General features: G+C 64.9%; 23 protein-coding genes and 2 pseudogenes. 13 read left to right on the top strand and 12 right to left on the bottom strand.

Annotated elements, in window-relative coordinates:
- Positions 1 to 172 precede the first annotated feature (172 nt).
- The 3 genes and pseudogenes from serA to C7W88_RS03360 form a co-directional block, all read right to left on the bottom strand.
- Complete coding sequence (serA, locus tag C7W88_RS03370) at positions 173 to 1,759, bottom strand: phosphoglycerate dehydrogenase (RefSeq protein WP_118072483.1); 1,587 nt, start codon at positions 1,757 to 1,759, stop codon at positions 173 to 175.
- Between the two features lie 147 nt (positions 1,760 to 1,906).
- Positions 1,907 to 3,045, bottom strand: a pseudogene (locus C7W88_RS03365) (phosphoserine transaminase).
- Between the two features lie 162 nt (positions 3,046 to 3,207).
- On the bottom strand, positions 3,208 to 3,792 hold the full coding sequence (locus C7W88_RS03360) for a TlpA disulfide reductase family protein (RefSeq protein ID WP_118072482.1): 585 nt from the start codon (positions 3,790 to 3,792) through the stop codon (positions 3,208 to 3,210).
- Here C7W88_RS03360 and argH point away from each other — a divergent pair.
- Genes argH through C7W88_RS03340 form a run of 4 tightly spaced genes read left to right on the top strand, consistent with a single transcriptional unit; the run spans position 3,791 to position 7,505 of the window.
- Complete coding sequence (argH, locus tag C7W88_RS03355; RefSeq protein WP_240344796.1) at positions 3,791 to 5,200, top strand: argininosuccinate lyase; 1,410 nt, start codon at positions 3,791 to 3,793, stop codon at positions 5,198 to 5,200. The two genes, C7W88_RS03360 and argH, sit on opposite strands and share 2 nt — an antisense overlap.
- Positions 5,197 to 5,475 carry a hypothetical protein gene (locus C7W88_RS03350; RefSeq protein ID WP_370073180.1) on the top strand — a complete coding sequence of 93 codons (279 nt, stop codon included), beginning with the start codon at positions 5,197 to 5,199 and terminating at the stop codon, positions 5,473 to 5,475. Before argH ends, C7W88_RS03350 begins: the two co-directional genes overlap by 4 nt.
- Positions 5,457 to 6,716: a diaminopimelate decarboxylase gene (gene lysA / locus C7W88_RS03345; RefSeq protein ID WP_118072481.1), complete on the top strand. Its 1,260-nt coding sequence runs from the start codon at positions 5,457 to 5,459 to the stop codon at positions 6,714 to 6,716. The genes C7W88_RS03350 and lysA overlap by 19 nt, the downstream gene beginning before the upstream one ends.
- Positions 6,717 to 6,731: 15 nt before the next feature.
- A complete protein-coding gene (locus tag C7W88_RS03340) occupies positions 6,732 to 7,505 on the top strand; it encodes a bifunctional precorrin-2 dehydrogenase/sirohydrochlorin ferrochelatase (RefSeq protein ID WP_118072480.1) in 774 nt (257 codons plus the stop codon).
- A 150-nt stretch (positions 7,506 to 7,655) separates the two neighbouring features.
- Here the strand turns inward: C7W88_RS03340 and C7W88_RS03335 are convergent.
- Positions 7,656 to 8,563, bottom strand: a pseudogene (locus C7W88_RS03335) (SDR family NAD(P)-dependent oxidoreductase).
- Between the two features lie 185 nt (positions 8,564 to 8,748).
- Here C7W88_RS03335 and C7W88_RS03330 point away from each other — a divergent pair.
- On the top strand, positions 8,749 to 9,999 hold the full coding sequence (locus C7W88_RS03330) for an OprO/OprP family phosphate-selective porin (RefSeq protein ID WP_118072479.1): 1,251 nt from the start codon (positions 8,749 to 8,751) through the stop codon (positions 9,997 to 9,999).
- Positions 9,963 to 10,187 carry a porin gene (locus C7W88_RS24315; RefSeq protein WP_162895879.1) on the top strand — a complete coding sequence of 75 codons (225 nt, stop codon included), beginning with the start codon at positions 9,963 to 9,965 and terminating at the stop codon, positions 10,185 to 10,187. The genes C7W88_RS03330 and C7W88_RS24315 overlap by 37 nt, the downstream gene beginning before the upstream one ends.
- A gap of 70 nt (positions 10,188 to 10,257) precedes the next feature.
- On the opposite strand, the gene C7W88_RS03320 is transcribed toward C7W88_RS24315, so the two are convergent.
- Together C7W88_RS03320 and C7W88_RS03315 are read right to left on the bottom strand one after the other, a co-directional pair.
- Complete coding sequence (locus C7W88_RS03320) at positions 10,258 to 11,352, bottom strand: branched-chain amino acid aminotransferase (RefSeq protein ID WP_118072477.1); 1,095 nt, start codon at positions 11,350 to 11,352, stop codon at positions 10,258 to 10,260.
- A gap of 424 nt (positions 11,353 to 11,776) precedes the next feature.
- The gene (locus tag C7W88_RS03315) at positions 11,777 to 12,319 is read right to left on the bottom strand and encodes a hypothetical protein (protein ID WP_118072476.1); all 543 of its coding nucleotides are present in this window, start codon (positions 12,317 to 12,319) and stop codon (positions 11,777 to 11,779) included.
- 25 nt (positions 12,320 to 12,344) lie between these two features.
- Here C7W88_RS03315 and C7W88_RS03310 point away from each other — a divergent pair, with 25 nt between their 5' ends.
- The 4 genes from C7W88_RS03310 (at position 12,345) to C7W88_RS03295 (ending at position 14,509) form a co-directional block, all read left to right on the top strand.
- Entirely contained in the window at positions 12,345 to 13,112 is a 768-nt protein-coding gene (locus C7W88_RS03310) for a TlyA family RNA methyltransferase (protein WP_118074549.1), read from the top strand.
- A gap of 123 nt (positions 13,113 to 13,235) precedes the next feature.
- Complete coding sequence (locus C7W88_RS03305; RefSeq protein WP_118072475.1) at positions 13,236 to 13,790, top strand: TspO/MBR family protein; 555 nt, start codon at positions 13,236 to 13,238, stop codon at positions 13,788 to 13,790.
- A gap of 117 nt (positions 13,791 to 13,907) precedes the next feature.
- On the top strand, positions 13,908 to 14,159 hold the full coding sequence (locus C7W88_RS03300) for an accessory factor UbiK family protein (RefSeq protein WP_039336498.1): 252 nt from the start codon (positions 13,908 to 13,910) through the stop codon (positions 14,157 to 14,159).
- 74 nt (positions 14,160 to 14,233) lie between these two features.
- Positions 14,234 to 14,509 carry a hypothetical protein gene (locus C7W88_RS03295; RefSeq protein WP_118072474.1) on the top strand — a complete coding sequence of 92 codons (276 nt, stop codon included), beginning with the start codon at positions 14,234 to 14,236 and terminating at the stop codon, positions 14,507 to 14,509.
- Between the two features lie 3 nt (positions 14,510 to 14,512).
- Here C7W88_RS03295 and C7W88_RS03290 read toward each other — a convergent pair whose 3' ends face one another.
- Entirely contained in the window at positions 14,513 to 15,850 is a 1,338-nt protein-coding gene (locus C7W88_RS03290) for a PAS domain S-box protein (RefSeq protein ID WP_118074548.1), read from the bottom strand.
- Positions 15,851 to 15,941: 91 nt separating this feature from the next.
- Positions 15,942 to 17,150, bottom strand: coding sequence for a PLP-dependent aspartate aminotransferase family protein (locus C7W88_RS03285; protein WP_118072473.1), 1,209 nt, complete (start codon positions 17,148 to 17,150; stop codon positions 15,942 to 15,944).
- Positions 17,151 to 17,233: 83 nt separating this feature from the next.
- Between C7W88_RS03285 and C7W88_RS23415 the strand changes: the two genes are divergently transcribed.
- Positions 17,234 to 17,836, top strand: coding sequence for a phospholipid carrier-dependent glycosyltransferase (locus C7W88_RS23415; protein WP_240344795.1), 603 nt, complete (start codon positions 17,234 to 17,236; stop codon positions 17,834 to 17,836).
- The gene (locus tag C7W88_RS23410) at positions 17,833 to 18,555 is read left to right on the top strand and encodes a hypothetical protein (RefSeq protein WP_240344794.1); all 723 of its coding nucleotides are present in this window, start codon (positions 17,833 to 17,835) and stop codon (positions 18,553 to 18,555) included. The genes C7W88_RS23415 and C7W88_RS23410 overlap by 4 nt, the downstream gene beginning before the upstream one ends.
- On the opposite strand, the gene C7W88_RS03275 is transcribed toward C7W88_RS23410, so the two are convergent.
- From C7W88_RS03275 to C7W88_RS03260, 4 genes are read right to left on the bottom strand one after another with little or no spacing between them, the layout of a single operon-like run.
- The gene (locus C7W88_RS03275) at positions 18,539 to 19,171 is read right to left on the bottom strand and encodes a DUF2238 domain-containing protein (RefSeq protein ID WP_118072472.1); all 633 of its coding nucleotides are present in this window, start codon (positions 19,169 to 19,171) and stop codon (positions 18,539 to 18,541) included. The two genes, C7W88_RS23410 and C7W88_RS03275, sit on opposite strands and share 17 nt — an antisense overlap.
- A gap of 1 nt (position 19,172) precedes the next feature.
- On the bottom strand, positions 19,173 to 20,297 hold the full coding sequence (locus C7W88_RS03270; RefSeq protein ID WP_118072471.1) for a glycosyltransferase family 2 protein: 1,125 nt from the start codon (positions 20,295 to 20,297) through the stop codon (positions 19,173 to 19,175).
- A gap of 12 nt (positions 20,298 to 20,309) precedes the next feature.
- Complete coding sequence (leuB, locus tag C7W88_RS03265; protein WP_118072470.1) at positions 20,310 to 21,368, bottom strand: 3-isopropylmalate dehydrogenase; 1,059 nt, start codon at positions 21,366 to 21,368, stop codon at positions 20,310 to 20,312.
- 34 nt (positions 21,369 to 21,402) lie between these two features.
- Positions 21,403 to 22,014, bottom strand: coding sequence for a DNA repair protein RecO (locus C7W88_RS03260; protein WP_039336415.1), 612 nt, complete (start codon positions 22,012 to 22,014; stop codon positions 21,403 to 21,405).
- Positions 22,015 to 22,126: 112 nt separating this feature from the next.
- Between C7W88_RS03260 and apaG the strand changes: the two genes are divergently transcribed.
- The gene (gene apaG, locus C7W88_RS03255) at positions 22,127 to 22,525 is read left to right on the top strand and encodes a Co2+/Mg2+ efflux protein ApaG (protein ID WP_039336501.1); all 399 of its coding nucleotides are present in this window, start codon (positions 22,127 to 22,129) and stop codon (positions 22,523 to 22,525) included.
- Positions 22,526 to 22,532 lie beyond the last annotated feature (7 nt).

Here is a 22,532-nt window from a genome sequence, read left to right as displayed (position 1 = left end):
CACGCCATTCGATTGGCAATGAAGGCCTGCGGCGCGCGCAACCTCTTCGCGTCTTTGCGTCTTCGCGTGATTCATCCCGGGCGGAGCCCGTAATCTTCTCCGCGCCTCCGCGCGAAACGGAAAAGGCGGGCGCATCGCTGCACCCGCCCCTCGATTTCACGCTGACGCTGGATCAGACGAAGTTCAGCGCCTTGACCGTGCGGACGCCCTGGATGTCGCAGGCCTGCTTGAGCACGTCCTGCGGCACCGGGCTGTCGAGCGAGAGCAGCAGCACCGCCTCGCCACCGGCTTCGCGGCGGCCGAGGTGGAAGGTGCCGATGTTGATGTTCGACTGGCCGAGCAGCGTGCCGATGCGGCCGATGAAGCCCGGCGCGTCGGAGTTGACGATGTAGAGCATGTCGCCATCAAGGTCGGCTTCGATGCCGATGCCGAAGATCTCGACAAGGCGCGGCTGGCCGTTGCCGAACAGCGTGCCCGCAACCGAGCGTTCGCCCTGGCTGGTGCTGACGGTGACGCGCACCAGCGTGCGGTATTCGCCTTCGCGATCATGGCGCACTTCGCGCACGTCGAGCCCGCGTTCCTTGGCGAGGAACGGCGCGTTGACCATGTTCACGCTCTGCGAATACTGGCTCATCAGGCCGGCAAGGACCGCAGCGGTGATTGGCTTCTGGTTGAGCTGCGCGGCGGCGCCTTCAACCTCGATGGCGATCTTGGTCAGGTTGTCGTGCGCGAGCTGGCCAACCAGCTTGCCGAGCTTTTCGGCGAGCGCCATGTAGGGCTTGAGCTTCGGTGCTTCCTCTGCCGAGAGCGACGGCATGTTGAGCGCGTTGGTGACGCCGCCGGTCACGAGGAAATCGGCCATCTGCTCTGCCACCTGAAGGGCGACGTTGACCTGCGCTTCGGTCGTGCTCGCACCGAGGTGCGGGGTGCAGATGAAGTTCGGGGTGCCGAACAGCGGCGATTCCTTGGCGGGCTCGGTCTCGAACACGTCAAGCGCGGCGCCTGCAACCTGGCCCGAATCCAGCGCAGCCTTCAGCGCGGCTTCATCGATCAGGCCCCCACGCGCGCAGTTGATGATGCGCACGCCCTTCTTCGTCTTGGCGATGTTCTCGGCCGAGAGGATGTTGCGGGTCTGGTCGGTCAGCGGGGTGTGCAGCGTGATGAAGTCTGCCTTGGCCAGCAGCGTATCGAGATCGGCCTTTTCGACGCCCATTTCCACGGCGCGCTCGGGCGTCAGGAACGGATCAAAGGCGACGACCTTCATCTTGAGGCCCAGAGCGCGCGAGGCGACGATCGAGCCGATGTTGCCCGCGCCGATCAGGCCCAATGTCTTGCCGGTGACTTCAACGCCCATGAAGCCGTTCTTCGGCCACAGGCCCGCCTGGGTCTGGGCGTTGGCTTCGGGGATCTGGCGGGCGAGCGCGAACATCATCGCGATGGCGTGCTCGGCAGTGGTGATCGAATTGCCGAACGGGGTGTTCATCACGACCACGCCCTTGGACGAGGCGTAGGGGATGTCGACGTTGTCGACGCCGATGCCGGCGCGGCCGATGACCTTCAGATTGGTGGCGGCATCGAGGATCGCCTTGGTCACCTTGGTCGAGGAACGGATGGCAAGGCCATCGTATTCGCCGATGCGGGCGATCAGCTGTTCCGGCGTCTCGCCGGTGATCACGTCGACGTCGCAGCCCATCTCGGTGAAGATGCGGGCGGCGTTGGGGTCCATCTTGTCGGAAATGAGAACCTTGGGCTTGGTCATGAGTGTCTCCCTCTCCCCTTCAGGGGAGAGGGCCGGGGAGAGGGGGAGTCCTGCCACCGGCCCTGAATTGGTTGGAACATGCGGGAGCAAGGGGCAAATCCCCTCTCCCAACCCTCTCCCCTGAAGGGGAGAGGGCAAGAGGCAAGGTCAGGCCGCAGCCAGTTCGGCCTTGGTCGTCTCGTAGGCCCAGTCGAGCCAAGGGCCGAGGTCGGCGATGTCCTCGGCGTTGACGGTCGCGCCGCACCAGATGCGCAGGCCAGCGGGGGCATCGCGGTAACCGGCGATGTCATAGGCTGCGCCCTGCTTTTCGAGGAGGGCGGCGAACTTCTTGATGAAATCCGCGTCCGCGCCTTCGACCGAGAGGCAAACGCTAGTCTTCGACCGGGTCGCTTCGTCAGAAGCGAGGTGCGAGAGCCACGAACGCTCTTCGACCAGCGTGTTCAGCGCTGCCGCGTTCGCATCGCTGCGCGCCTGCAGGCCTTCGAGACCGCCCAGACCCTTGGCCCATTCGAGCGCGAAGATCGCGTCTTCAACCGCGAGCATCGAGGGGGTGTTGATCGTCTCGCCCTTGAACACGCCTTCGGCCAGCTTGCCCTTGGAAACAAGGCGGAACACCTTGGGGAGAGGCCATGCTGGGGTGTAGGTCTCAAGCCGTTCGACCGCGCGGGGCCGAGTATCAGCACGCCGTGGCCGCCTTCGCCGCCAAGAACCTTCTGCCAGGAGAAGGTGGCAACGTCGATCTTCGACCAGTCGATGTCATAGGCAAAGACTGCCGAGGTGGCGTCGGCAAAGCTGAGGCCCTCGCGGTCGGCCGGGATGAAGTCGGCATTCGGCACGCGCACGCCCGAGGTGGTGCCGTTCCAGGTGAACAGCACGTCGTTCGACCAGTCGATCGCGTTCAGATCGGGGATCTGGCCATAGTCGGCGCGCAGGACCGTGGGATCGAGCTTGAGCTGCTTGGCGGCATCGGTGACCCAACCTTCACCGAAGGATTCCCATGCCAGCGTGGTGACCGGGCGAGCGCCGAGCATCGTCCACATCGCCATTTCGAAAGCGCCGGTGTCAGACCCCGGAACGATACCGATGCGGTGCGTATCGGGCAGCTGCAGCACTTCGCGCATCAGGTCGATGCAATACTGAAGGCGCGTCTTGCCGATCTTGGCGCGGTGTGACCGGCCCAGCGATTCGGTAGCGAGCTTTTCGGGGGAATATCCGGGCGGCTTGGCGCAGGGACCGGACGAGAAATAGGGGCGCGCAGGCTTGCGAGCCGGAATCGTAGCAGACATGTAGTCTCTCCTTACAGAGAGCACGCGCGGCGTTGGGACCGCGTGGCCCGCCGACCGCCCTAGTGGCGCAGCGGGATTTGTCAAACCTTATCGGTTTCCAACTCTCATGAACTCAGGGGCAAGTCTCCCCCAACTCACCCACAACTCTCGGGTTCAGAAGGCCTACTGTCCGAGGGTTTCGGCAAGCATCGCCGCCGTGCGCGGACCAGACCAGTCATGCGCGCCGATCATGCGCCAGACTTCCTTGCCATCCTTGTCGTAGAGCACAGTCGTCGGCAGCATTCCGGTCTCGTAGAAGAAGCCGAGGTTGTTCTCGGTGTCGAGCCAGGGTTCGAGCGCGGTGAACTTGCGCTCGGCATAGAACGGGGCGACTTTGGCGGCGCCTTCGATGTCCTGCGATACGGTCAGGACCCGCAGCTTGCCGGAATTGTCCGCCGCCAGCTTGTCGAGCATCGGCATTTCGAGGACGCATGGGCCGCACCACGTTGCCCACAGGTTGACCAGCACCGGCTTGCCCTTGAGGTCGCGCAGCTTGAGCGACTTGCCCGACGGGTCGGTCACGGTGAAATCGGGCATGTCCTTGCCGCGATTGGCAATGTCGAGTGTGCCGTTGAATTCGCCCTTGGCGGCAGATTCCGTAGGTGCCGCCGTCGTCTGCGGTTGCGAGTCGCTCTGGCCTTGCCTATCGCACCCGGCAACGGCAAGGGCCGCCACGAGCAACAGCACTTTGGGCGAATAGACGGACATGGGCGACAAATCAGGCTCCAACCAGATGTGGGGCGGGCGCTTCGCAGGCGGTCCCTCGGCGATCATGCGCGAGATTAACGCCTCGATTCCCTTCGACAAGGCGCTGTGGCGGCAAGACATCGCCGCGTCAAAGGCCCATGTGGACATGCTGGGTGCGCAAGGCATCGTTTTGGCCGAGGATGCGGCGCTGATTGCCGGTGGCCTCGATCAGGTCGCGGCAGAGTATGAGGCCAACGGCGTTCCGGAGAACTGGGACCTCGAAGACATTCACATGACCACCGAGAGCCGCCTTGCCGAACTGATCGGCCCGGCAGCAGGTCGCCTCCACACCGCGCGCAGCCGTAACGATCAGGTGGCGACCGACTTCCGCCTGTGGGTGCGCGATGCGATGGATCAGGCAGAGCTGGGCCTCAAGCAGTTGCAAGTCGCGCTGGTTTCCCGCGCGGGCGAGCATTCCGGCAGCATAATGCCAGGCTTTACCCATCTGCAGACCGCGCAGCCGGTGACGCTCGGCCATCACCTCATGGCCTATTACGAGATGATCGGGCGGGACCGTTCGCGCTTTGCCGATGCCCGCGTGCGCATGAACCGCAGCCCGCTGGGTGCCGCGGCGCTGGCTGGCACCGGCTTCCCCATCGACCGTTTCCGTACAGCCGAGGCGCTGGGCTTTGATGGGCCGACCGACAACAGCCTCGATTCGGTGTCCGACCGCGATTTCGCGCTCGATTACCTGATGGCCGCGGCGCAGTGCTCGTTGCACCTTTCGCGGCTGGCGGAAGAGTTCATCATCTGGGCAAGCCAGCCGTTCGGTTTCGTGACGCTGCCCGACAGCTTGTCGACCGGCAGCAGCATCATGCCGCAGAAGAAGAATCCCGATGCCGCCGAACTGGTGCGCGGCCACTCGGGGCGGATCGTCGGCTGCCTGACCGCGCTGATGATCACGATGAAGGGCCTGCCGCTGGCCTATTCGAAGGACATGCAGGACGACAAGCCGCCGGTGTTCGAAGCCGCCAGCCTGCTGGCCCTGTCGATCGCGGCGATGACCGGGATGGTCGCTGAAGCCAAGTTCCGCACCGACCGGATGCGCGCCGCCGCCGAACTCGGCTATGCCACGGCGACCGACCTTGCCGACTGGCTGGTGCGGCAGGCCAACATCCCGTTCCGCGAGGCGCATCATATCACCGGCAGCGCCGTGAAGCTGGCCGAATCGCGGGGCATCGCGCTCGACCAGCTCTCGATCGAGGACCTCAAGGCCATTGACCAGCGCATCGACGATCGCGTCTATGCCGCGCTTTCGGTCGAGGCGAGCGTGGCGGCGCGTTGCAGCCATGGCGGAACCGCACCGGACGAGGTAAGGAAGCGCGTGGCCCAGGCGCGCGTGGCGCTGGGGCTGGAGGAATCGGCTTGAAGCTTTCGCGCACCATTTTGCTCGGCACCCTTGGCGCCCTGGCTCTGGCCGGATGCGGCAACAAGGCCGAGTTGAAGCTGGCGCCAGACCAGACGCCGCCGCCGATCCCCTATGGCCGCGAGGTCCAGCCGGGCGCGGACGATCTGCTCAAAACCCCGCGCAGGCAGCCCCTGCGCGCAACGTCGAGCCGCGTCGCCGCTCGCAGGATCGCGAAGACGATCCTTTCGACCTGCCACCCGAAGACTGAGAATTTCCGATGGACCATTTTGAACTGAACAACGGCGTGCTCTGCGCCGAGAACGTGCCCCTGCCGGTGATCGCGGCGGAAGTCGGCACGCCCGTCTATGTCTATTCGCGCGCGACGCTGACCCGCCACGCCCGCGTGTTCCGCGATGCGCTGGGTATCCTGCGTGACGTGAAGATCGCCTTTGCGGTCAAGTCCAACCCCAACCTCGCCGTGCTCAAGGTCCTGGCTGCCGAAGGCTACGGCGCCGATGTCGTCTCGGGCGGCGAGATGGAGCGGGCCTTGGCCGCAGGCATGGCGCCCGATGGCATCGTGTTTTCGGGCGTTGGCAAGACCGCTGCCGAAATGCGCCGCGGCATCGAAGCCGGGATCGGCCAGTTCAACCTCGAGAGCGAGGAAGAAGGCATCGAACTTGCCGAGATCGCAGCGTCGATGGGCAAGGTCGCTTCCGCCGCGCTGCGCGTGAACCCCGACGTTGACGCAGGCACGCACGGCAAGATCTCCACCGGCAAGGCCGAGAACAAGTTCGGCGTTCCGTTCGACCGTGCCGCCGCGATCTATGGCCGTCTGGCCAACACGCCCGGCCTCAACATGCGGGGCCTCACGCTGCACATCGGCAGCCAGCTTTCCAAGCTCGAGCCGCTGGAAGCCGCCTTCAACAAGGTTGGCGGGTTGATGGAAGAGATCCGCGCGGCGGGCCATTCGGTCACGCACATGGACTTGGGCGGCGGCGTGGGCGTGCCCTACAAGGCGGGCGAAGTCTTCCCGCAGCCTGCCGAATATGCCGCAATGGTCGCGCGCGTGACAGGCAACTGGGGCGTGACGCTGATGTTCGAACCGGGCCGCGTGATTACCGGCAACACCGGCGTGCTGGTGACCGAGGTCATCCGCGTGAAGGAAGGGGCGAGCAACCCCTGGGTCGTGGTCGACGCCGCGATGAACGATCTGGCGCGGCCTGCGCTCTACGATGCCTGGCACGATTTCGCCGCTGTTGAGCCGAAGGGCGATACCTTCACTGCCAATATCGTCGGCCCGATCTGCGAAAGCTCGGACACCTTCGCCATGGCCCGCACGATCGACAAGGTCGGGCGCGGCGATCTCGCCGTGTTCCGCACCGCGGGCGCCTATGGCGCGACGATGGCCAACACCTACAACTCGCGGCCTCTAGTGCCCGAGGTCATGGTCGATGGCGACCAGTGGGCCGTGGTTGCTGATCGGATCGACCCCGCCACGATCCTTGCCGCAGAGCGCGTGCCGGACTTCCTCAAGTAAGCCGGGTTTGAAGATATGAAGGCGCTCCCCCTCTTCCACCGCATCGCGGGCCAGCCGGTGATCCTGCTGGGCGAGGGGGACGCGGCCGAGGCCAAGCAGCGCCTGATCGAGCGCGCCGGCGGGGTGATCTACCGCGACATCAACGCCGGTATCGACGACGGGGCGCGGCTGGCCTTCATCGCGCATGACAATCCCGACATGGCGCAGGGCGATGCGATCCGGCTGCGCTGTGCCGGCCTGCTGGTCAACGTGGTCGACCGGCCCGAACTGTGTGATTTCACCACGCCTTCGATCCTCGACCGCGACCCGGTGCTGATCGCGGTGGGCACCGGCGGCGCTTCGGCAGGCCTCGCCAAGATCCTGCGCCTGCGGCTGGAGCGCCTGCTGCCGCAAGGGCTGGGCGCCTTGGCCCGCGCGCTGGAGGAGGCGCGCGAGGGGATGCGCAAGCGCTGGTCCTCGGTCGCCGACCGCCGCCGTGCACTGGATGCGGCGCTGGACGAGGGCGGGGAACTCGACCTGTTCCGGGCCGGGAGCGAGGCGAAGGTGGCTGACTGGCTGGCTTCTGGCGCGGAAGGGCAGTCCGGGCGATTCGAAATCGTGCTGACATCCAACGATCCCGAAGACCTTACCCTGCGCACCGCGCGGCTGCTGGGGCAGGCGGATGTGGTGGTGCACGACGCTGGCGTGGCGCCGGAAATCCTGTCCCGCGCGCGGGCCGATGCGGTGCGGGTGTTGGCGGGGGAGGCGACGCCGGACGGCGGGATCGTGGTGGTGTTGCGATTTGCTTAGGTCAAAATCCTCCCCTTTTTCACCGCAGGTGCAAATGGGGAGGGGGACCGCCAGCGAAGCTGGTGGTGGAGGGGAAAAGCCCCTCCGTCAGTCACCTGCGGTGACTGCCACCTCCCCGTTTGTGCTGCGCAAAAACAGGGAGGAGCTTGATCACCCCTTCATCGCCGCCTGCAACTGCCCGATGATCACCTGGCTCTGCTCTGCGCCTGACTGCGGTGCGAAGTCGCCGGTGCGGTCGCTGATCTTGTCCCAGTTGGCGGCGAAGCCTTCGACGGTGCGCTCGCCCGGTGCAAGCAGGACGCCCTTGTTCATCGTCACCCATGCGCCGTGGTAGGCGCCGCCGCCAGCGCCGACGATGGCGTTGGTCGGCGCATCTTCCGAGACGAGGAAGAGCGCGGCGGGGACGACGTTTTCGGGGCCGAACAGCTTGAAGGCTTCCTCGGGAAGATGTCCTCGGTCATGCGCGTGGCGGCGACAGGGGCCAGCGTGTTGACCTTGATGTTGTTCTTTGCGCCTTCGAGGTAGAGCGTCTTGGTGAGGCCAGCCAGACCGAGCTTGGCTGCGCCGTAGTTCGCCTGGCCGAAGTTGCCGAACAGGCCGGTTGACGATGCCGTCATCAGGATGCGGCCGTAGTTCTGTTCGCGCATCAGGTCCCAGCAGGCCTTGGTGGCGAAGGCCGAACCGATCAGGTGGACGCGCACGACCATCTCGAAATCGGCCGGGTCCATCTTGGTGAAGCTCTTGTCGCGCAGGATGCCGGCGTTGTTGATCAGCACATGGACTCCGCCCCAACGTTCCTTGGCCTTGGCGACCATCTCGACCATCTGTTCGTATTCGCTGACCGAGCCGCCATTCGACATGGCCTCGCCGCCCATGGCCTCGATTTCCTCGACAACCTTCAGCGCAGCGTCGGAATGGCCGGTGCCATCGCGCGAACCGCCGAGATCGTTGACCACCACCTTCGCGCCGCGGCGGGCGAGTTCGAGGGCATAGGCGCGGCCGAGGCCACCGCCTGCCCCTGTAACGATCGCGACGCGGCCTTCGAACGAAATGGTCATGTCTGGTCTCTCCGGGAGCGCCCTAACCGGGCGATTAAGTCATGCCCTTGCGATGCCACGGCGGGCGGCGGAACGCAACGGGCGAGGCGGTTTGCAGCATTTGCGACAAATCAGCCAAACCACCGTCAACAAAATGTAACACAACAGACATATTCGGCCGCAGACCGAAGTCCTGAGGATTCGCCATGAAGTTCGTAACCCGCGTCTCGATTTCTGCCCTTGCCTGTGCCGCTGGCTGGGCCGTCCCGGCACAGGCCGCGACCTCCAATGCCGATCTTGCCGCCATGCAGGCCCAGCTTCAGCAGATGCAAGCGCAGATGCAGAGCCAGATGGCTGCGATGGCAGCGATGCAGGCGCAGATCCAGACCTTGCAGGGCCAGCTCGCCGAAGCCAGGGCCAAGACCGACGCGACGGCTACGGCCGTTGCCGCGATCCCTGCGCCGACGGTATCGGGCAAGCCGCCGGTGGCGATCAGCTGGGATGGTGGGCCGAAGATCGAATCGCCGGTTGATCCGAAGAACCCCAAGGCCGGCAAGTGGAGCTTCAAGCCGCGCGGCCGCCTGCAGATTGATACGGCTTCGGTATCGGCACCGCCCTCCATCGGCAGCAAGAGCCTTGGCCTCGCCACCGAATTCCGCCGCGCCTACTTCGGTTTCGACGGCACCGTTCCGGGCAACTTCGGCTACCGCATTGAAGCCGATATCGCCAACAGCGCGGTCGACCTTACCGACGTCTATCTGACCTACAACGGTATCAAGAACCTGACCCTGACGATCGGCCAGCACAAGCCGTTCGAATCGATGGAGGACACCGAGTCCGACCTGTTCACCAGCTTCATGGAGCGCGCATCGTTCAACACCGCCTTCGGTTTCGAGCGCCGCCTCGGCCTGTCGGCGCAATACCAGAAGGGCATGGTCCTGGCGCAGGTCGGCGTGTTTACCGACAACGTCACCGATCTCAACGCCGATACCGACAACAGCTATTCGATCGACAGCCGCTTTGCGCTTCAGCCCAAGCTGTTCGGTGGCCAGGCGCATATCGGCGGGTCGGCGCACTACCATGATCTCAACGACAGCAGCGCGACGGTGCGCTATCGCGCGCGCCCCTTCACCCACACCACAGACATCCGCTTTGTCGACACCAAGGCGATCAGCGCGCTGTCGGAAACGAACTACGGCGTGGAACTGGGCTGGACCGGTGGGCCGGTGCACTTCACCGCCGAATCGCAGTGGATGAAGGTCAACCGCCCCGGCGCCATTGCCGACCCGACGTTCAATGGCGGCTATGTCGAAGCAGGCCTGTTCCTGACCAAGGGGACACGCTGCCCTACAAGGCGAGCGAGGGTACCTGGACCCGGATCAAGCCGAAGAACGGCGTCGACAAGGGCGGCATCGGCGCAGTGCAGGTCAACGCACGCTACGACTGGCTTGATCTGAACGACAATGGCGTTCTGGGTGGGCGGCAGCAGCTGGTCGGGGCCTCGCTGCTATGGGTGCCAACCGACTACGTTCGCTTCATCATCGACTACGGCCATCTCTGGCTGAAGGACGCAGCAGTCGCGGCGGGCGCGGATCGCAACTACAACGCCGACGTCATCGGCATGCGCGCGCAGTTCGATTTCTGAGACGTGACATTGGCAAAAGGCCCGTCGTTCCATCAGGAGCGGCGGGCCTTTGCACGTCTCTGGAAAAAGATCAGGCGATGCGCGTGACCCAGCCGTGGGTGTCGGCAATCTCGCCGCGCTGGATGCCGACGAGCTTCTGGCGCAGCTTCTGCGTCAGCTGGCCGGGGCCACCCGAACCGATCGTGAATTCGCCTTCATGGTTGGCGACCTTGCCGACCGGGGTGACCACCGCCGCAGTGCCGCAGGCGAAAGTCTCGATCAGCTTGCCCGAAGCGGCGTCGGCCTTCCACTGGTCGAGGCTGTAGCGGCCCTCGCGCACGGTCAGGCCTTCTTCGGCGGCCAGCGTAAGCAGGCTCGAGCGGGTGATACCGGGCAGGATCGTGCCGGTGAGTTCGGGCGTCAGGATCGAACCGTCGTCGAACACGAAGAACAGGTTCATGCCACCCAGTTCCTCGACCCACTTGCGCTCGGCCGCATCGAGGAACAGCACCTGGTCGTGCCCGCGCGAGAAGGCTTCGGCGGTGGGCACGAGGCTGGCGGCATAGTTGCCGCCGCACTTGGCCGCGCCAGTCCCGCCGGGCGCTGCACGGGTATAGTCCGAAACCCAGATCGAGACTGCCGGTGCGCCCGACTTGAAGTAGTTGCCGGCCGGGCTGGCGATGACCATGAACTTGTACTGCCGCGCCGGGCGCACGCCGAGGAAGGCCTCGGACGCGAACATGAACGGGCGCAGATACATCGAGCCGCCCTCGACCGTGGGGAACCAGTCCTTGTCGGCGAGGACCTGCTGGCGCACGGCTTCGACGAACAGCTCTTCGGGCAGTTCGGGCATGGCGAGGCGGCGGGCCGAGGCGTTGAAGCGCCGGGCATTGGCATCAGGACGGAACAGCGCGATGCCGCCGTCAGCAAGACGATAGGCCTTCAGCCCCTCGAAGATTTCCTGCGCGTAATGCAACACGGCCGCCGCCGGATCGAGCGCGATCGGGCCATAGGGAATCACGCGCGCATCGTGCCAGCCTGCGCCTTCAGCGTAGTCAATCTCGACCATGTGATCGGTGAACGCAGTGCCGAAGCCGGGGTTCGCCAGCACCTGCGCCCGCACGTCCGCAGCAACCGGCGAAGGGTGCGGGTTATGGGTAAAGGTGGTGTCGGCGGTAGTCGCCATTTCGGCAGTCCTTGCGCTAGAATCGAGGAAGCAGCGCCGTGAACTATTATTGCGCGAAAGGCAAGGGGAATGTAATAAATGTGAAGGGCCGCGTCGGTCAATCCGAGCGGCCCTTCGCATGGTCAGCGGCCGGAAGTGCCGCCCACGAAGCCTTTATCGCTTAATCGAAACTCAGCGATAATGCCTCGCGCGGGACTGTACCGACCTCTCTGCTGAACCATGAGACATCGGATCACCTCCTTTCGCGCTGTTGAGCCAAAGTCACAGGCTGTTGGGCCTGCTGGACCGGGAGTTTGCGTACTCACCGGCCTTGATTTGAATGTGATTCATCCGGGGCCAAACAACAAGACTTGATCGAAAAAAAATTGTCGTCACAATCCCCGCTTCGCGCCTGCAGTATGGTCACCCCTGCAACCGGATCGCGCTATTTCCGGCAATCCTCGATCACTCGCCCGACCTCGGCCCAGGCTGGCAGGTAAAGCGTCGGCAGGCCGTTCACCTCGATGACAAAGCGCCCGCGACTGAACGCCATGGAATCCAACAGCGGATCGTGCGCGGCCAGCGTTGCCACCAGTTGCGGCTGGCCTTGCGGCGCGGGATCGGCGGAAAGCGGGCGGGTATCGCTGGTGGTCACCACCGTCATCGGCAGCGGCACGTTCGAAGTGCCGGTGCGGATCAGGCTCATCGTTGCAGCGCCTCGATTGCAGGCCATCGCGAACAGCGTGGCGTCACCCGGACCGAAGCGAGCCACGCCCGGCTCATAGCGCCAGTTGCCCACGGTCTGTGGCGCATCGCGCCAGTCCTTGAAGGTCTGGGCAGGTGGCGGTGGGGGCGGTGCCTGGGTTGGCTTGGGCGCAGGCGGAGGCGCAGCTTGCGGGACCACCGTCGGCGTGGCGCAGGCGGAAAGTGTGAGGGCCAGCGCACCGGATAAAACGAGGCGGGGGCGGTGTGCATGGTTGATCTTCATGGTGCAGTTATGGAAGGAACGCGCCGTGACCTCAACCCGCCCCCCGAAACAGCCCGGCGCATCCAAGCTTCGCGTGGACCAGTTGCTGGTCGACCGCGGCCTGGTCGAGAGCCGCGCGCGCGCGCAAGCCCTGATCCTGGCCGGGCTGGTCTTTTCGGGCGAAACCAAGATCGCCAAGGCCGGGCAGGCACTTGCCACAGATGCCGCGCTGGACGTGCGCGGGCGCGATCACCCATGGGTTTCGCGCGGCGGCATCAAGCTCGCCCACGCGATCGAGCATTTCGGCCTCGACCCGTCCGGCGTTACCGCGATGGACATCGGCAGTTCGACCGGCGGCTTCACCGACGTGCTGCTGCAGGGCGGCGCCGAGCATGTCTTTGCCGTGGACTCCGGGACCAACCAGCTTGCGTGGAAGCTGCGTCAGGACCCGCGCGTCACCGTGCTCGAGCAGACAAGCGCGCGCATCCTCACGCCGGGGCACATCGATCGGCCGGCAACCTGGGTGGTATGCGATGCCAGCTTCATTTCCCTGCGCAAGGTGCTGGAAGTGCCGCTCTCGCTGGCGGCAAGGCCGACGCGGCTTGTCGCGCTGATCAAGCCGCAGTTCGAAGTGGGCAAGGCCGAGGTCGGCAAGGGCGGCGTGGTCCGCGATCCGGCCTTGCACGAACGGGTGTGCAGCGAGGTGCGCGAGTGGCTGGAAAGCGAGGGCTGGGCCGTACAGGGCATCGTCCCGAGTCCGATCACCGGCCCTGAAGGCAACGTCGAATTCCTCGTTTCCGCGCTGCGTGGTTGAGTTTTCCCCGGATTGTGTCTCCACGCGGGATGCAATGCGGGACGAGTTCCGATTGCAGAGCAGGCAACCCCTCGCCAATATCCTCGGCGAATCGCGCGTTTCGCGCAGTTGCTTGCGGGTGCCATGAACTATCTTGCCTCTTCGGGACAGCTTCGCGCCAGTCTCCTGCGCTGGTCGCTGTTCACCATTCCCCTTGTCGTCGCGCTCGGGTTTCTTTCCGGACAAGCCGCGGGCAGCGGCCCCGGTAATCCGTGGTTCGATGCGCTGGTCAAGCCGTCGATCTATCCGCCGCCGGCCGCCTTCGGGATCGTCTGGACCGTGCTTTATGTCCTGATGGGGCTGGCGCTGGCGATGGTCCTTGCGGCGCGCGGGGCGGCAGGCCGTGGCATTGCCGTGGCGATGTTCGTGGTGCAGCTCCTCATCAACCTTGCCTGGTCACCCACCTTCTTCGCGTTGCACCAGATCACCGTTGCGTTCTGGATCACCGTTGCCATGGCCGCGGCGATCGTGTTGACGGTGGTGCTGTTCTGGCGCGTGCGCCCGGTCGCCGGGATGCTCCTGCTGCCTTATCTGGCGTGGGTCTGCTTCGCTTCGGTACTTACGTTCGAGTTCGGGCGTCTTAACCCGGACGCAGATGGCGCGTTCGGCACCGCGAAGACCGAGCGCGTGGAAATCTGACCTCCTGAAATCTGACGCGTCGAATTCTGACTTTCGCGGCCACTTGCGCAAGGCCTTGAGGCGGACCACATAGCGGGAACAACAGCGCCTGCCTCGCGCCATTCAGGACCCAAGCCCATGCAGAGTGAAAACCCGATGATCGCCGACTTCGTCAAGCTGCTGAACAGCGCGGCGGGAACGATTGCCGGCATGGGCCGCGAAGCAGGCGAGAACGCGCGCGAAAAGGCCAAGGAAATCTTCGGCGGCCTCGATTTCGTCAGCCGCGAGGAATTCGACGCGGTCAAGGAACTGGCAGCATCGGCGCGTGAGGAAGTGGAGGCGCTCAAGGCCCGCATTGCTGCTTTGGAAGCAGCCTCAAAGGGTGAGTGAGGAACCGGCCCCCTACCTTGCGGATTTAACCTGCATCAAAGTGGCGCCTGCGGGCGCGATGCAGGAAGATATCCGTGTTCACACAACTCAATCCGACAATTCCCTTGCATGTGCTTGGCAAGGGCGATGGTTATGCGATCGGCATGATCGACTATGGCCAGGAGCACAACCTGATCTGGGTGACGGCGCTCGATGAATCGGGCGAAATCTGGTGTGCGCCGAACAGCAAGGTCCGGCTCGGCAAGAACTGGACGATGGGGCGCGCGGAGAACCGCCTGATCACGCAGGACAAGGAACAGGCGACCCACGCAGCCGAAGCAGAGCACTGCGAGGGTCGGCGCGCCGCCTGACAGTCAGCTTTCCAGCATCCTTGCCGTGGCGAGCGAGCACTCCAGCCGCCAGCGCAGACCTGTCGGCGCATAGTCTATCGTTACATCGGCGTTCAGGCTGCGCGCGGGAATATGGCGCATCAGCGTGGTGCCGAAGCCGTGGTGCGTAGGCTGACAGACGACGGGAACGCCGCTCTCCCGCCAATCGATCACGAACCGGTCCGCCGTTTCTTCCCAGCAAAGCACCACCTTGCCGGTCAGCGATGACAGCGCACCGTATTTGAGCGCGTTGGTGGCAAGCTCGTGCAGGGCCATGCCGATGATTTCGGCGCTTCGCGGGCTGAGCGGAATTGAGGCCCCGCGCAATTCGATCTGCGCCCGCGTCTCGCGCCCCAGTATCGCCAACTGGGCTTCGGCCAGCTCGTCCATGAGGATGGTCGACCAGCCGCGCCGTACCAGCAAGTCCTGATTGGCCGAAAGGCTGGCGAGGCGGCGTTCGAAGCGGTGCAGGAAATCCGGGTCCTGGCAGCCAGAGCGGCGGGCCAGGGCCTGAACGACGGCAAGCAGGTTCTTCGAGCGATGGTTCACCTCCATCAGGAGAACGCGAATCTGCTCTTCCTTCTCGAGCATGTCGGTCACATCGGTATTGGTGCCGAACCAGTAGAGGATCGCGCCCGAAGCGTCGCGAATGGGTAGCGCGCGCGACAGGAACCAGCGGTATTCCCCGTCGCCCGATCGCAAGGGGAAGGTGTCCTCCCACTCCACCCCGGCTTCCATGGTGGCCTTGAAGTGCGCAAGGACTCGTTCGAGGTGGTCCGGGTGATGGACCTGATCCCAGCCCCAGCCGTCGCAATCGCCTTCTGCAAGGCCGGTGTAGTCATACCAGCGCTTGTTGTACCAACCTATCCAACCGGTTTCGTCGGCGACCCAGGCCAGTTGGGTGATGTTGTCGGCCAGCATGCGAAAGCGCATTTCGCTTTCCCGCAAGGCGCGCAGGTTTTCTTCGCGCGCGGTGATGTCGCGGGCAATCTTGCTTGCGCCGACGATCTTTCCCGCCTTGTCGTAGATCGGCGAGACCGTGAGCGAGACGGAGATATGGGCTCCGTCCTTGCGCTGACGCACGGTGTCGAAGCTCTTTACCCGTTCGCCCCGGGCGATGCGCGCAAGGATGTCGTCTTCCTCGGCCTGCCGCTCTTCCGGGATCAGGCGCCGGATCGACTGGCCGATCATGTCCGCTTCCGTAAATCCGAAGATGCGCGTGGCCGCCGGGTTCCAGCTCAGCACGGTCCCCTGAAGGTCCTTGCTGATGATCGCATCATCGGAAGACTGGATTATGGCAGATAGATGGGCCTCGGCCAGCAATGCAGCTTGCTCCGTTGCGACCCCACCCACTGCCCTTCTTAGGGCTTGGGTGGCGGGATGCAACCGGAATGGAGCAAGGTGTTAACCTCGATCAAAGGCCGGCAGCGCGCAGAGCCTGATCCAGGTCGTCGATCAGGTCGTCCGGATCCTCGAGCCCGACGTTGAGGCGCAGCATGCCTTCGCCCACACCCATGTCGGCGCGGGTTTCAGGGCCGACGCCGTAGTGCGTGGTCGAGGCCGGGTGGCACATCAGCGAGCGCGAATCGCCGATGTTGTTCGAGATGTCGATCAATTGCAGCGCGTCGAGCAGGGCGTGAGCCTGCTTCAATCCGCCATCGAGATGGAACGAGAAGATCGTGCCCCCGGCCTTCATCTGCTTCCTGGCCAGTTCATGCTGCGGGTGGCTGGGCAGGAAGGGATAGAGCAGGCGCGGCACGCGGCCTTCAACGAAGCTTGCCACTTTCAGCGCGTTCTCGCTCTGGCGGTGGATGCGCAGGTCCAGCGTTTCAAGGCCCTTGTGGACGACCCAGGCGTTGAATGCCGCGATGTTCGGCCCAGTGTTGCGCTGGAACGGCAGGAGGACGTTGTTGATCCACTCCGCCGATCCGCACACGGCGCCGGCCATGACGCGGCCCTGTCCGTCCATCATCTTGGTCGCCGAATAGGCGACAACGTCAGCGCCGAAATCCATCGGGCGTTGCAGCGCGGCAGTGGCGAAGGCGTTGTCCACGACGGTGGTGATGCCGTGGCGCCGGGCCAGTCCGCAGACGAACTCGAGGTCGACCACGTCCATCGTCGGATTCGCCGGGCTTTCGAAGAAGAACACCTTGGTGTTCGGCTTGATCGCGGCTTCCCAAGCGGCATTGTCGGATGCGTCGATCGTGGTGCCGGTGATGCCGAAGCGGGGCAGCAGATTGTCGACAAGCCAGCGGCACGAACCGAAGGCGGCCTTGGCGGCGACGATGTGGTCTCCGGCAGAAAGCTGGCAGAGCAGTGCGGTGGTCATCGCCGCCATGCCGGTGGCCTGCGTGCGGCACGCCTCGGCGCCTTCCATCAGGGCGATGCGCTCTTCCAGCATCTGCACGGTGGGATTCTGCAGGCGCGAATAGGTCATGCCTTCGGCTTCGCCGGCAAAGCGCGCGGCAACCGTTGCCGCATCGTCGTAGGTAAAGCCGGATGTAAGGAACAGCGCTTCGGAGGTTTCGCCCATTTCCGAACGCCACGTGCCTCCGCGCACGGCTTGCGTTGCGGGACGCCATTTCTGCGTGATCGAACGGTCCTGGCCAGCAGTTCTCTTCATGCCAGCCGCCTTAGTTTTCCGGAAGGCTGCGCGCAAGCGGCGGGATTGCGAAGCGGCCCTGCGCGCCCTATCGGTCAGGACGCATGACGCCACAGTTCCAGACCGCAGCCCCGCGCGAGAAAGACCCTGCATTCTGGTGCGCGGTCATTGCCTCCGCGTTCTTTCTCCTCGTGCTGCACCGGCTCGGGATTCCGTCGAAGCCGATGTTCGACGAGGTCCATTACCTGCCGGCGGCAAGGCGGCTGATCGACCTCACGGCGCGGCTGAACCCTGAACATCCCCTGCTTGCCAAGCAACTGATCGCCTGGTCGATGCAACTGATCGGCGATACGCCGTTCGGCTGGCGCTTCCCCTCGGCCGTGCTGGGCGGGCTCGGGCTTTGGGCGATGATGCGGGCGCTGTGGTGGGCGAGCTTTTCCCGCTCGGCCACGGTATTGTTCGGCCTGCTGCTGGCAACGGACTTCATCTGGTTCATGATGTCGCGCATTGCCCTGCTCGACATGGCGATGGCCGGTTTCATGGCCTTGGCCATGTGGCAATGGGCGCTGGCCTGGCGCAATCCTTCGGGCAAGGCCTTGCTGGCGCGGTCTCACCTGCTGCTGGCGGGCGTGTTCATGGGGCTGTCGCTGGGGCCAAATGGAACGGCGCGCTGCTGCTGCCGCTGCCCGGACTGGTCTTTGCCTTGAATCGCTGGCAGGCCCTCGAAGGTCGGCGCGGCGGGCTGCTCTGGGCCTCGCGCGGGGCGGGGCCGGTGCCCGGCGTCTCGCTGGTCGAGGCGGCACTCTGGCTGGGGGTGGTGCCAGTCGTGGTCTACCTCGCCACTTTCCTGCCCGCGTTCTTCTATGAAAAGCAGCCGCTGACCGTGGGCGGGCTGTTGCACTGGCAACAGTACATGCTGGAACTGCAGGACAGCGTGAAGAAGCCGCACACCTACATGAGCGTGTGGTGGCAGTGGGTGGCCAATATCCGCGCGATCTGGTTCCTCTATGAAGACGTCGATGGGGCGCAACGCGGCGTGCTGATGATCGGAAACCCGTTCACGATGCTGGCCGGGCTGCCCGCGCTGCTGTTCTGCGCCTGGGACGGCCTGAGGGGCATGAAGAGGGGGGGCAAGCGTCTCCACCTGCTGGTCTTCGCCGCCTATGTCCTGCTCGTCGGCTTCTGGGCGATAAACGGCAAGCCGGTCCAGTTCTACTACCACTACATGCTGGCAAGCTGTTTCCTGCTGGCCGCGCTGGCACTGGTGCTGGGCGAATGGTGGGACCTCGGCCTGCGCTGGCCGACCAAGGTGACGCTGGTCCTCTCGTTCGGCCTGTTCATTGGCTTCTATCCGATCCTGTCGGCGGGAGAGCTGCCGCGCAAGGATTCGTACCGGGACTACACCTGGCTCAATAGCTGGAAATAGCGCGCAGCCGCAGCCAGATTGCGGTGGTCAGCGCGCCCAGCCCGGCAAGCGCCATGTCCTTCTGCGCGTCCCACGGGTCGCCCTGCTGGCCGTTGTAGGCATCGACATCGGGCCCGGCCATGACCACGGTCAGCTGCCACTCGAAGATCTCGTAGACCGCGCTGCCTGCCAGCACGAACTCGACCGCGATGTAGCTGGCGAGCGCAGGCGACAGCCCGCGATGGCGTGAAAGCCAGCAGGCTATCGGCCAGACCCACATCGCGCCGAAGCTGAAGTGCACCAGCCGGTCCCACGAATTGCGGGGCAGGCCCAATGCCTGGTCGATCGAGGGCAGGCCAAGCGCGCCGAGCCACTGCTCGTAGGGCACGTAGGAATAGATGTAGCGCCCGCCGATGGTGTGAAGCGCCATGAACAGGGCAATGCATGCGACCGCGCTGGTCGGCATCGGCCAGCGGCGCAGCGCGAGCCACAGGCCCGCGACAATTGCCAGAGTCGGGAGGTTCTGCAGCGGCGCCAGCGCCGGGTAGGGCGTATCGACCAGGCTGAACAGCGCGCCCGCGGCAGTCAGAGCCAGCAGAAGCGCTTGCGGTCCCGGTATCCCCGCGACCGCGCGCAAATCAGTACTTGCCCCAGACGAAGCGCGAGGACAGCGCGAAGTTCCACACTGAGCCGAGCACGATACCGACGATCACCGCGACCACGCTGTGGAAGCCGATGGTCTTGAGCACGGCAGCCGAACCGACGTTGGTCAGCAGACCCAACGAGCAGGTCAGGCCGAACTGCGCCCAGCCGCGCAGCAGCGGTCCGAAGCCGCGCAGGCGCTTGTCGGAATAGGTCAGCTCGTTGTTCAGCACGAAGTTGAACGTCATCGCAATGATCGCCGCCAGCGTGTTGGCGGTGTTGAACGTCGCGCTTTCCGACCAGTTGCCATAGACGAAGCGTTCGCCGGCAATGACCTTGAGCAGCACCCACAGGGCGCCCAGCTGTACCGCAACACCCATTGCGCCGACCGTGCCGAACAGCGCAAAGCGCGTTGGAATGATGCGGCCGAGCCACTTGTCGTAAAGGCCTACGAGGAATTCGAACACGACGGTCTGGTCCAGCTTGCTCTCGCCCTCGATGCGGGCGACGAAGTTTAGAGGGAATTCCTTGACCTTGAGCGGGCGGTCGACCGTCGCAAGGATATCGAGCAGGATCTTGAAGCCGACGCCCGACAGGCGGTGTGCGTCCGCCCGCAGCGTTTCGGCGCGGAGCATGAAGTAGCCGCTCATCGGGTCCGAAAGCTCTACGCCCGTCACCTTGTTGGCGATGCGGTTGGCAAGACCCGAAGCCTTGACCCGATCGGGGCGGCCCCATTCCTCGGTGCTGGCCCCTTCGGCAAAGCGCGAGGCGTAGGCGATGTCATATTCGCCGCTTTCGACCGCAGCGAGCATCTTGGGCAGCAGTTCGGGGTCGTGCTGCTGGTCGGCGTCCATCACCGCGACGATCGGTGCGGCGGTGGCGCACATGCCCTCGATCGCGGCCGAGGCGAGGCCGCGCCGGCCGATCCGCTCGATCACGCGAACGCGCGGATCGGTGAGCGAGATGCGGCGGGCCTCGTCGGCGGTGCCGTCCGGGCTGTTGTCGTCAACGAAGATCGCTTCCCACGCCACGCCCTGCAGCGCGGCGTCGAGACGCGCGACCATCGGCGCGATATTCGCGCGTTCACGATAGGTCGGAAGAATTACGGCTAACTGGAGCATCGGACGGGGCCTTTAGAGCCTTGCGAGCACCGCGTCACCAACTTCCGTCGTCCCGGCGCTCCCGCCAAGATCGCGGCCGAGCACGCCATCGGCCAGCGTCTTTGCTACTGCGGCTTCGACGCGGTCCGCTTCAGCAGCAAGGCCAAGCGAGTGGCGCAGCAGCATCGCGGCGGAAAGGATCGTCGCCATCGGATTGGCAAGGCCTTGGCCTGCGATGTCCGGGGCCGAGCCGTGGATCGGCTCGTAGAGGCCGAATGTGCCATGCGCGGTCTGGCGCTCGCCCAGCGAGGCCGAGGCGAGCAGACCGATCGAGCCGACGCACATCGAAGCCTGGTCCGAGAGGATGTCGCCGAACAGGTTGCCGGTCAGCACCACGTCGAACTTGCCCGGCGCACGGACGAGCTGCATCGCGGCATTGTCGACGTACATGTGCTCGAGCGTGACCTCGGGGTATTCCTTGGCAACCTCGATCACCACGTCGCGCCACAGCTGGCTGGTCTCGAGCACGTTGGCCTTGTCGACCGAGCACAGCCGCTTGGCGCGGCCCATCGCGGTGCGGAAACCGACATGGGCGATGCGGCGCACCTCGCTCTCGTTGTACGACATCACGTCGTAACCCTCGCGGTCGCCGTTGGCGGCGGTGCGGAAGCCCTTCTCGCCGAAGTAGACGTCGCCGTTGAGCTCGCGCACGATGACCATGTCGATCGCGCCGGCCACTTCGGGGCGCAGCGCGGAATGGCCTTCGAGGCCTGCAAAGACCTTGGCCGGGCGCAGGTTGGCAAACAGGGTCAGCTCCTTGCGCAGGCCGAGGATGGCCTGTTCCGGACGCAGGTGGCGTTCCAGCGAATCGCAATCGGGATCGCCCACCGCGCCGAACAGGATGCCGTCGGAAAGGCGGGCGATCTCCAGCGTCTCTGCCGGGAGGGGGTGGCCATAGGCCTTGTAGGCGGCGCCGCCGACCGGGGCTTCCTTCATCTCGATGTCGGGCAGGCCGAGCGCTTCGATCACGCGGACGGCTTCGCGCGTCACTTCGGGACCGATGCCATCACCGGGCAGAACCGCAATCTTCATGAAATACCCCTTCGTGCCTGCGCTCACTCGCCGCTTATGCGTCGAAGCCAATCCTTCTTAGGCGCCCGAGCAGAATCGCGCGCGCCCCCATAACATCGCGCGTGCGATCGGCAAGCAGGCGGTTGGCAATGGCTTTGCCCTGACGCTCCAGTCGCGCAAGTAGATCTGGCCATTGCTCGTCAGGCGGTGGGGCCGGGGCCGTGCCATAGCCGACCTCGCGCAGCAGGAGCACCTCGTAACCCGCCAGAACCCGCGCCCAGCCGCGCGCCGAGGGGGCGTGGCAGATCGCATCGAGCAAGGCGACGAGCGATTCATAGAGCACGGGGTAAGGGTGGCCTTCGGGCAAGGTCGCGGCGGTCAACGCGCAGGCCCAGCCGATCCCGGCGCTCGGCAGCGGTTCGGACAGCCACGGCCCACGACTCGCCACCAATTCGACACGGGCCGATGGCAGTTGCGAGGCGGTGCGCGATCGCACCTCTACTTCGATCAGGTTTCCCGGGATCAGCACGGGCCGCAACTCGCGCCCCCGCGCCCCGGCGACATAGGCGGCGGCAAGGCCATGGTCGGCGGTCAGCACGCGGATGATCGCGCCGTGTTCGCCGTTGGGCAGGACCGAGCAGAGAATGGCGGGGGCGCGGATCAGCATTGCGTCATCCTCTGCGCCCACCGCCCTTTTTGGGCAATGCCTTCAAGGGCAGGCGCCACAAAGTTGCACATCGGCGTTGGAACATCTGGCGGTTTGCGATAGTTTGATGGGCATGAAGCAGCTCTTCCAGCATGCCGCCATCACCGAAGGCGTCACGGTGCGAGTCGCCGTGAACTTCCTCCCCGAACAGTCGCGGGTGGAAGCAGGCAAATGGTTCTGGGTCTATCATATCCGTCTCGAGAACGACGGCGACCAGCCGGTACAACTGCTGTCGCGCCATTGGCGGATCACCGACGGGCGGGGCATGATCAACTTCGTCGACGGTGACGGCGTCGTGGGCGAACAGCCCGTCCTGCAGCCGGGGCAGAGCCATGATTACGTCTCGGGCTGTCCGCTCGGCACCCATCACGGCAGCATGGAAGGCCACTACACGATGCAGCGTGCCGATGGCTCGCTGTTCGATGTGGCGATTCCATTCTTTCCTCTGGCGGCACCGGCTCCGGCAAACTAAATCCGGT

The organism is Novosphingobium sp. THN1, from assembly GCF_003454795.1.
In the GTDB taxonomy this organism is placed as follows: Bacteria; Pseudomonadota; Alphaproteobacteria; order Sphingomonadales; family Sphingomonadaceae; genus Novosphingobium.
This window is presented reverse-complemented; position numbering and strand designations above follow the sequence as displayed.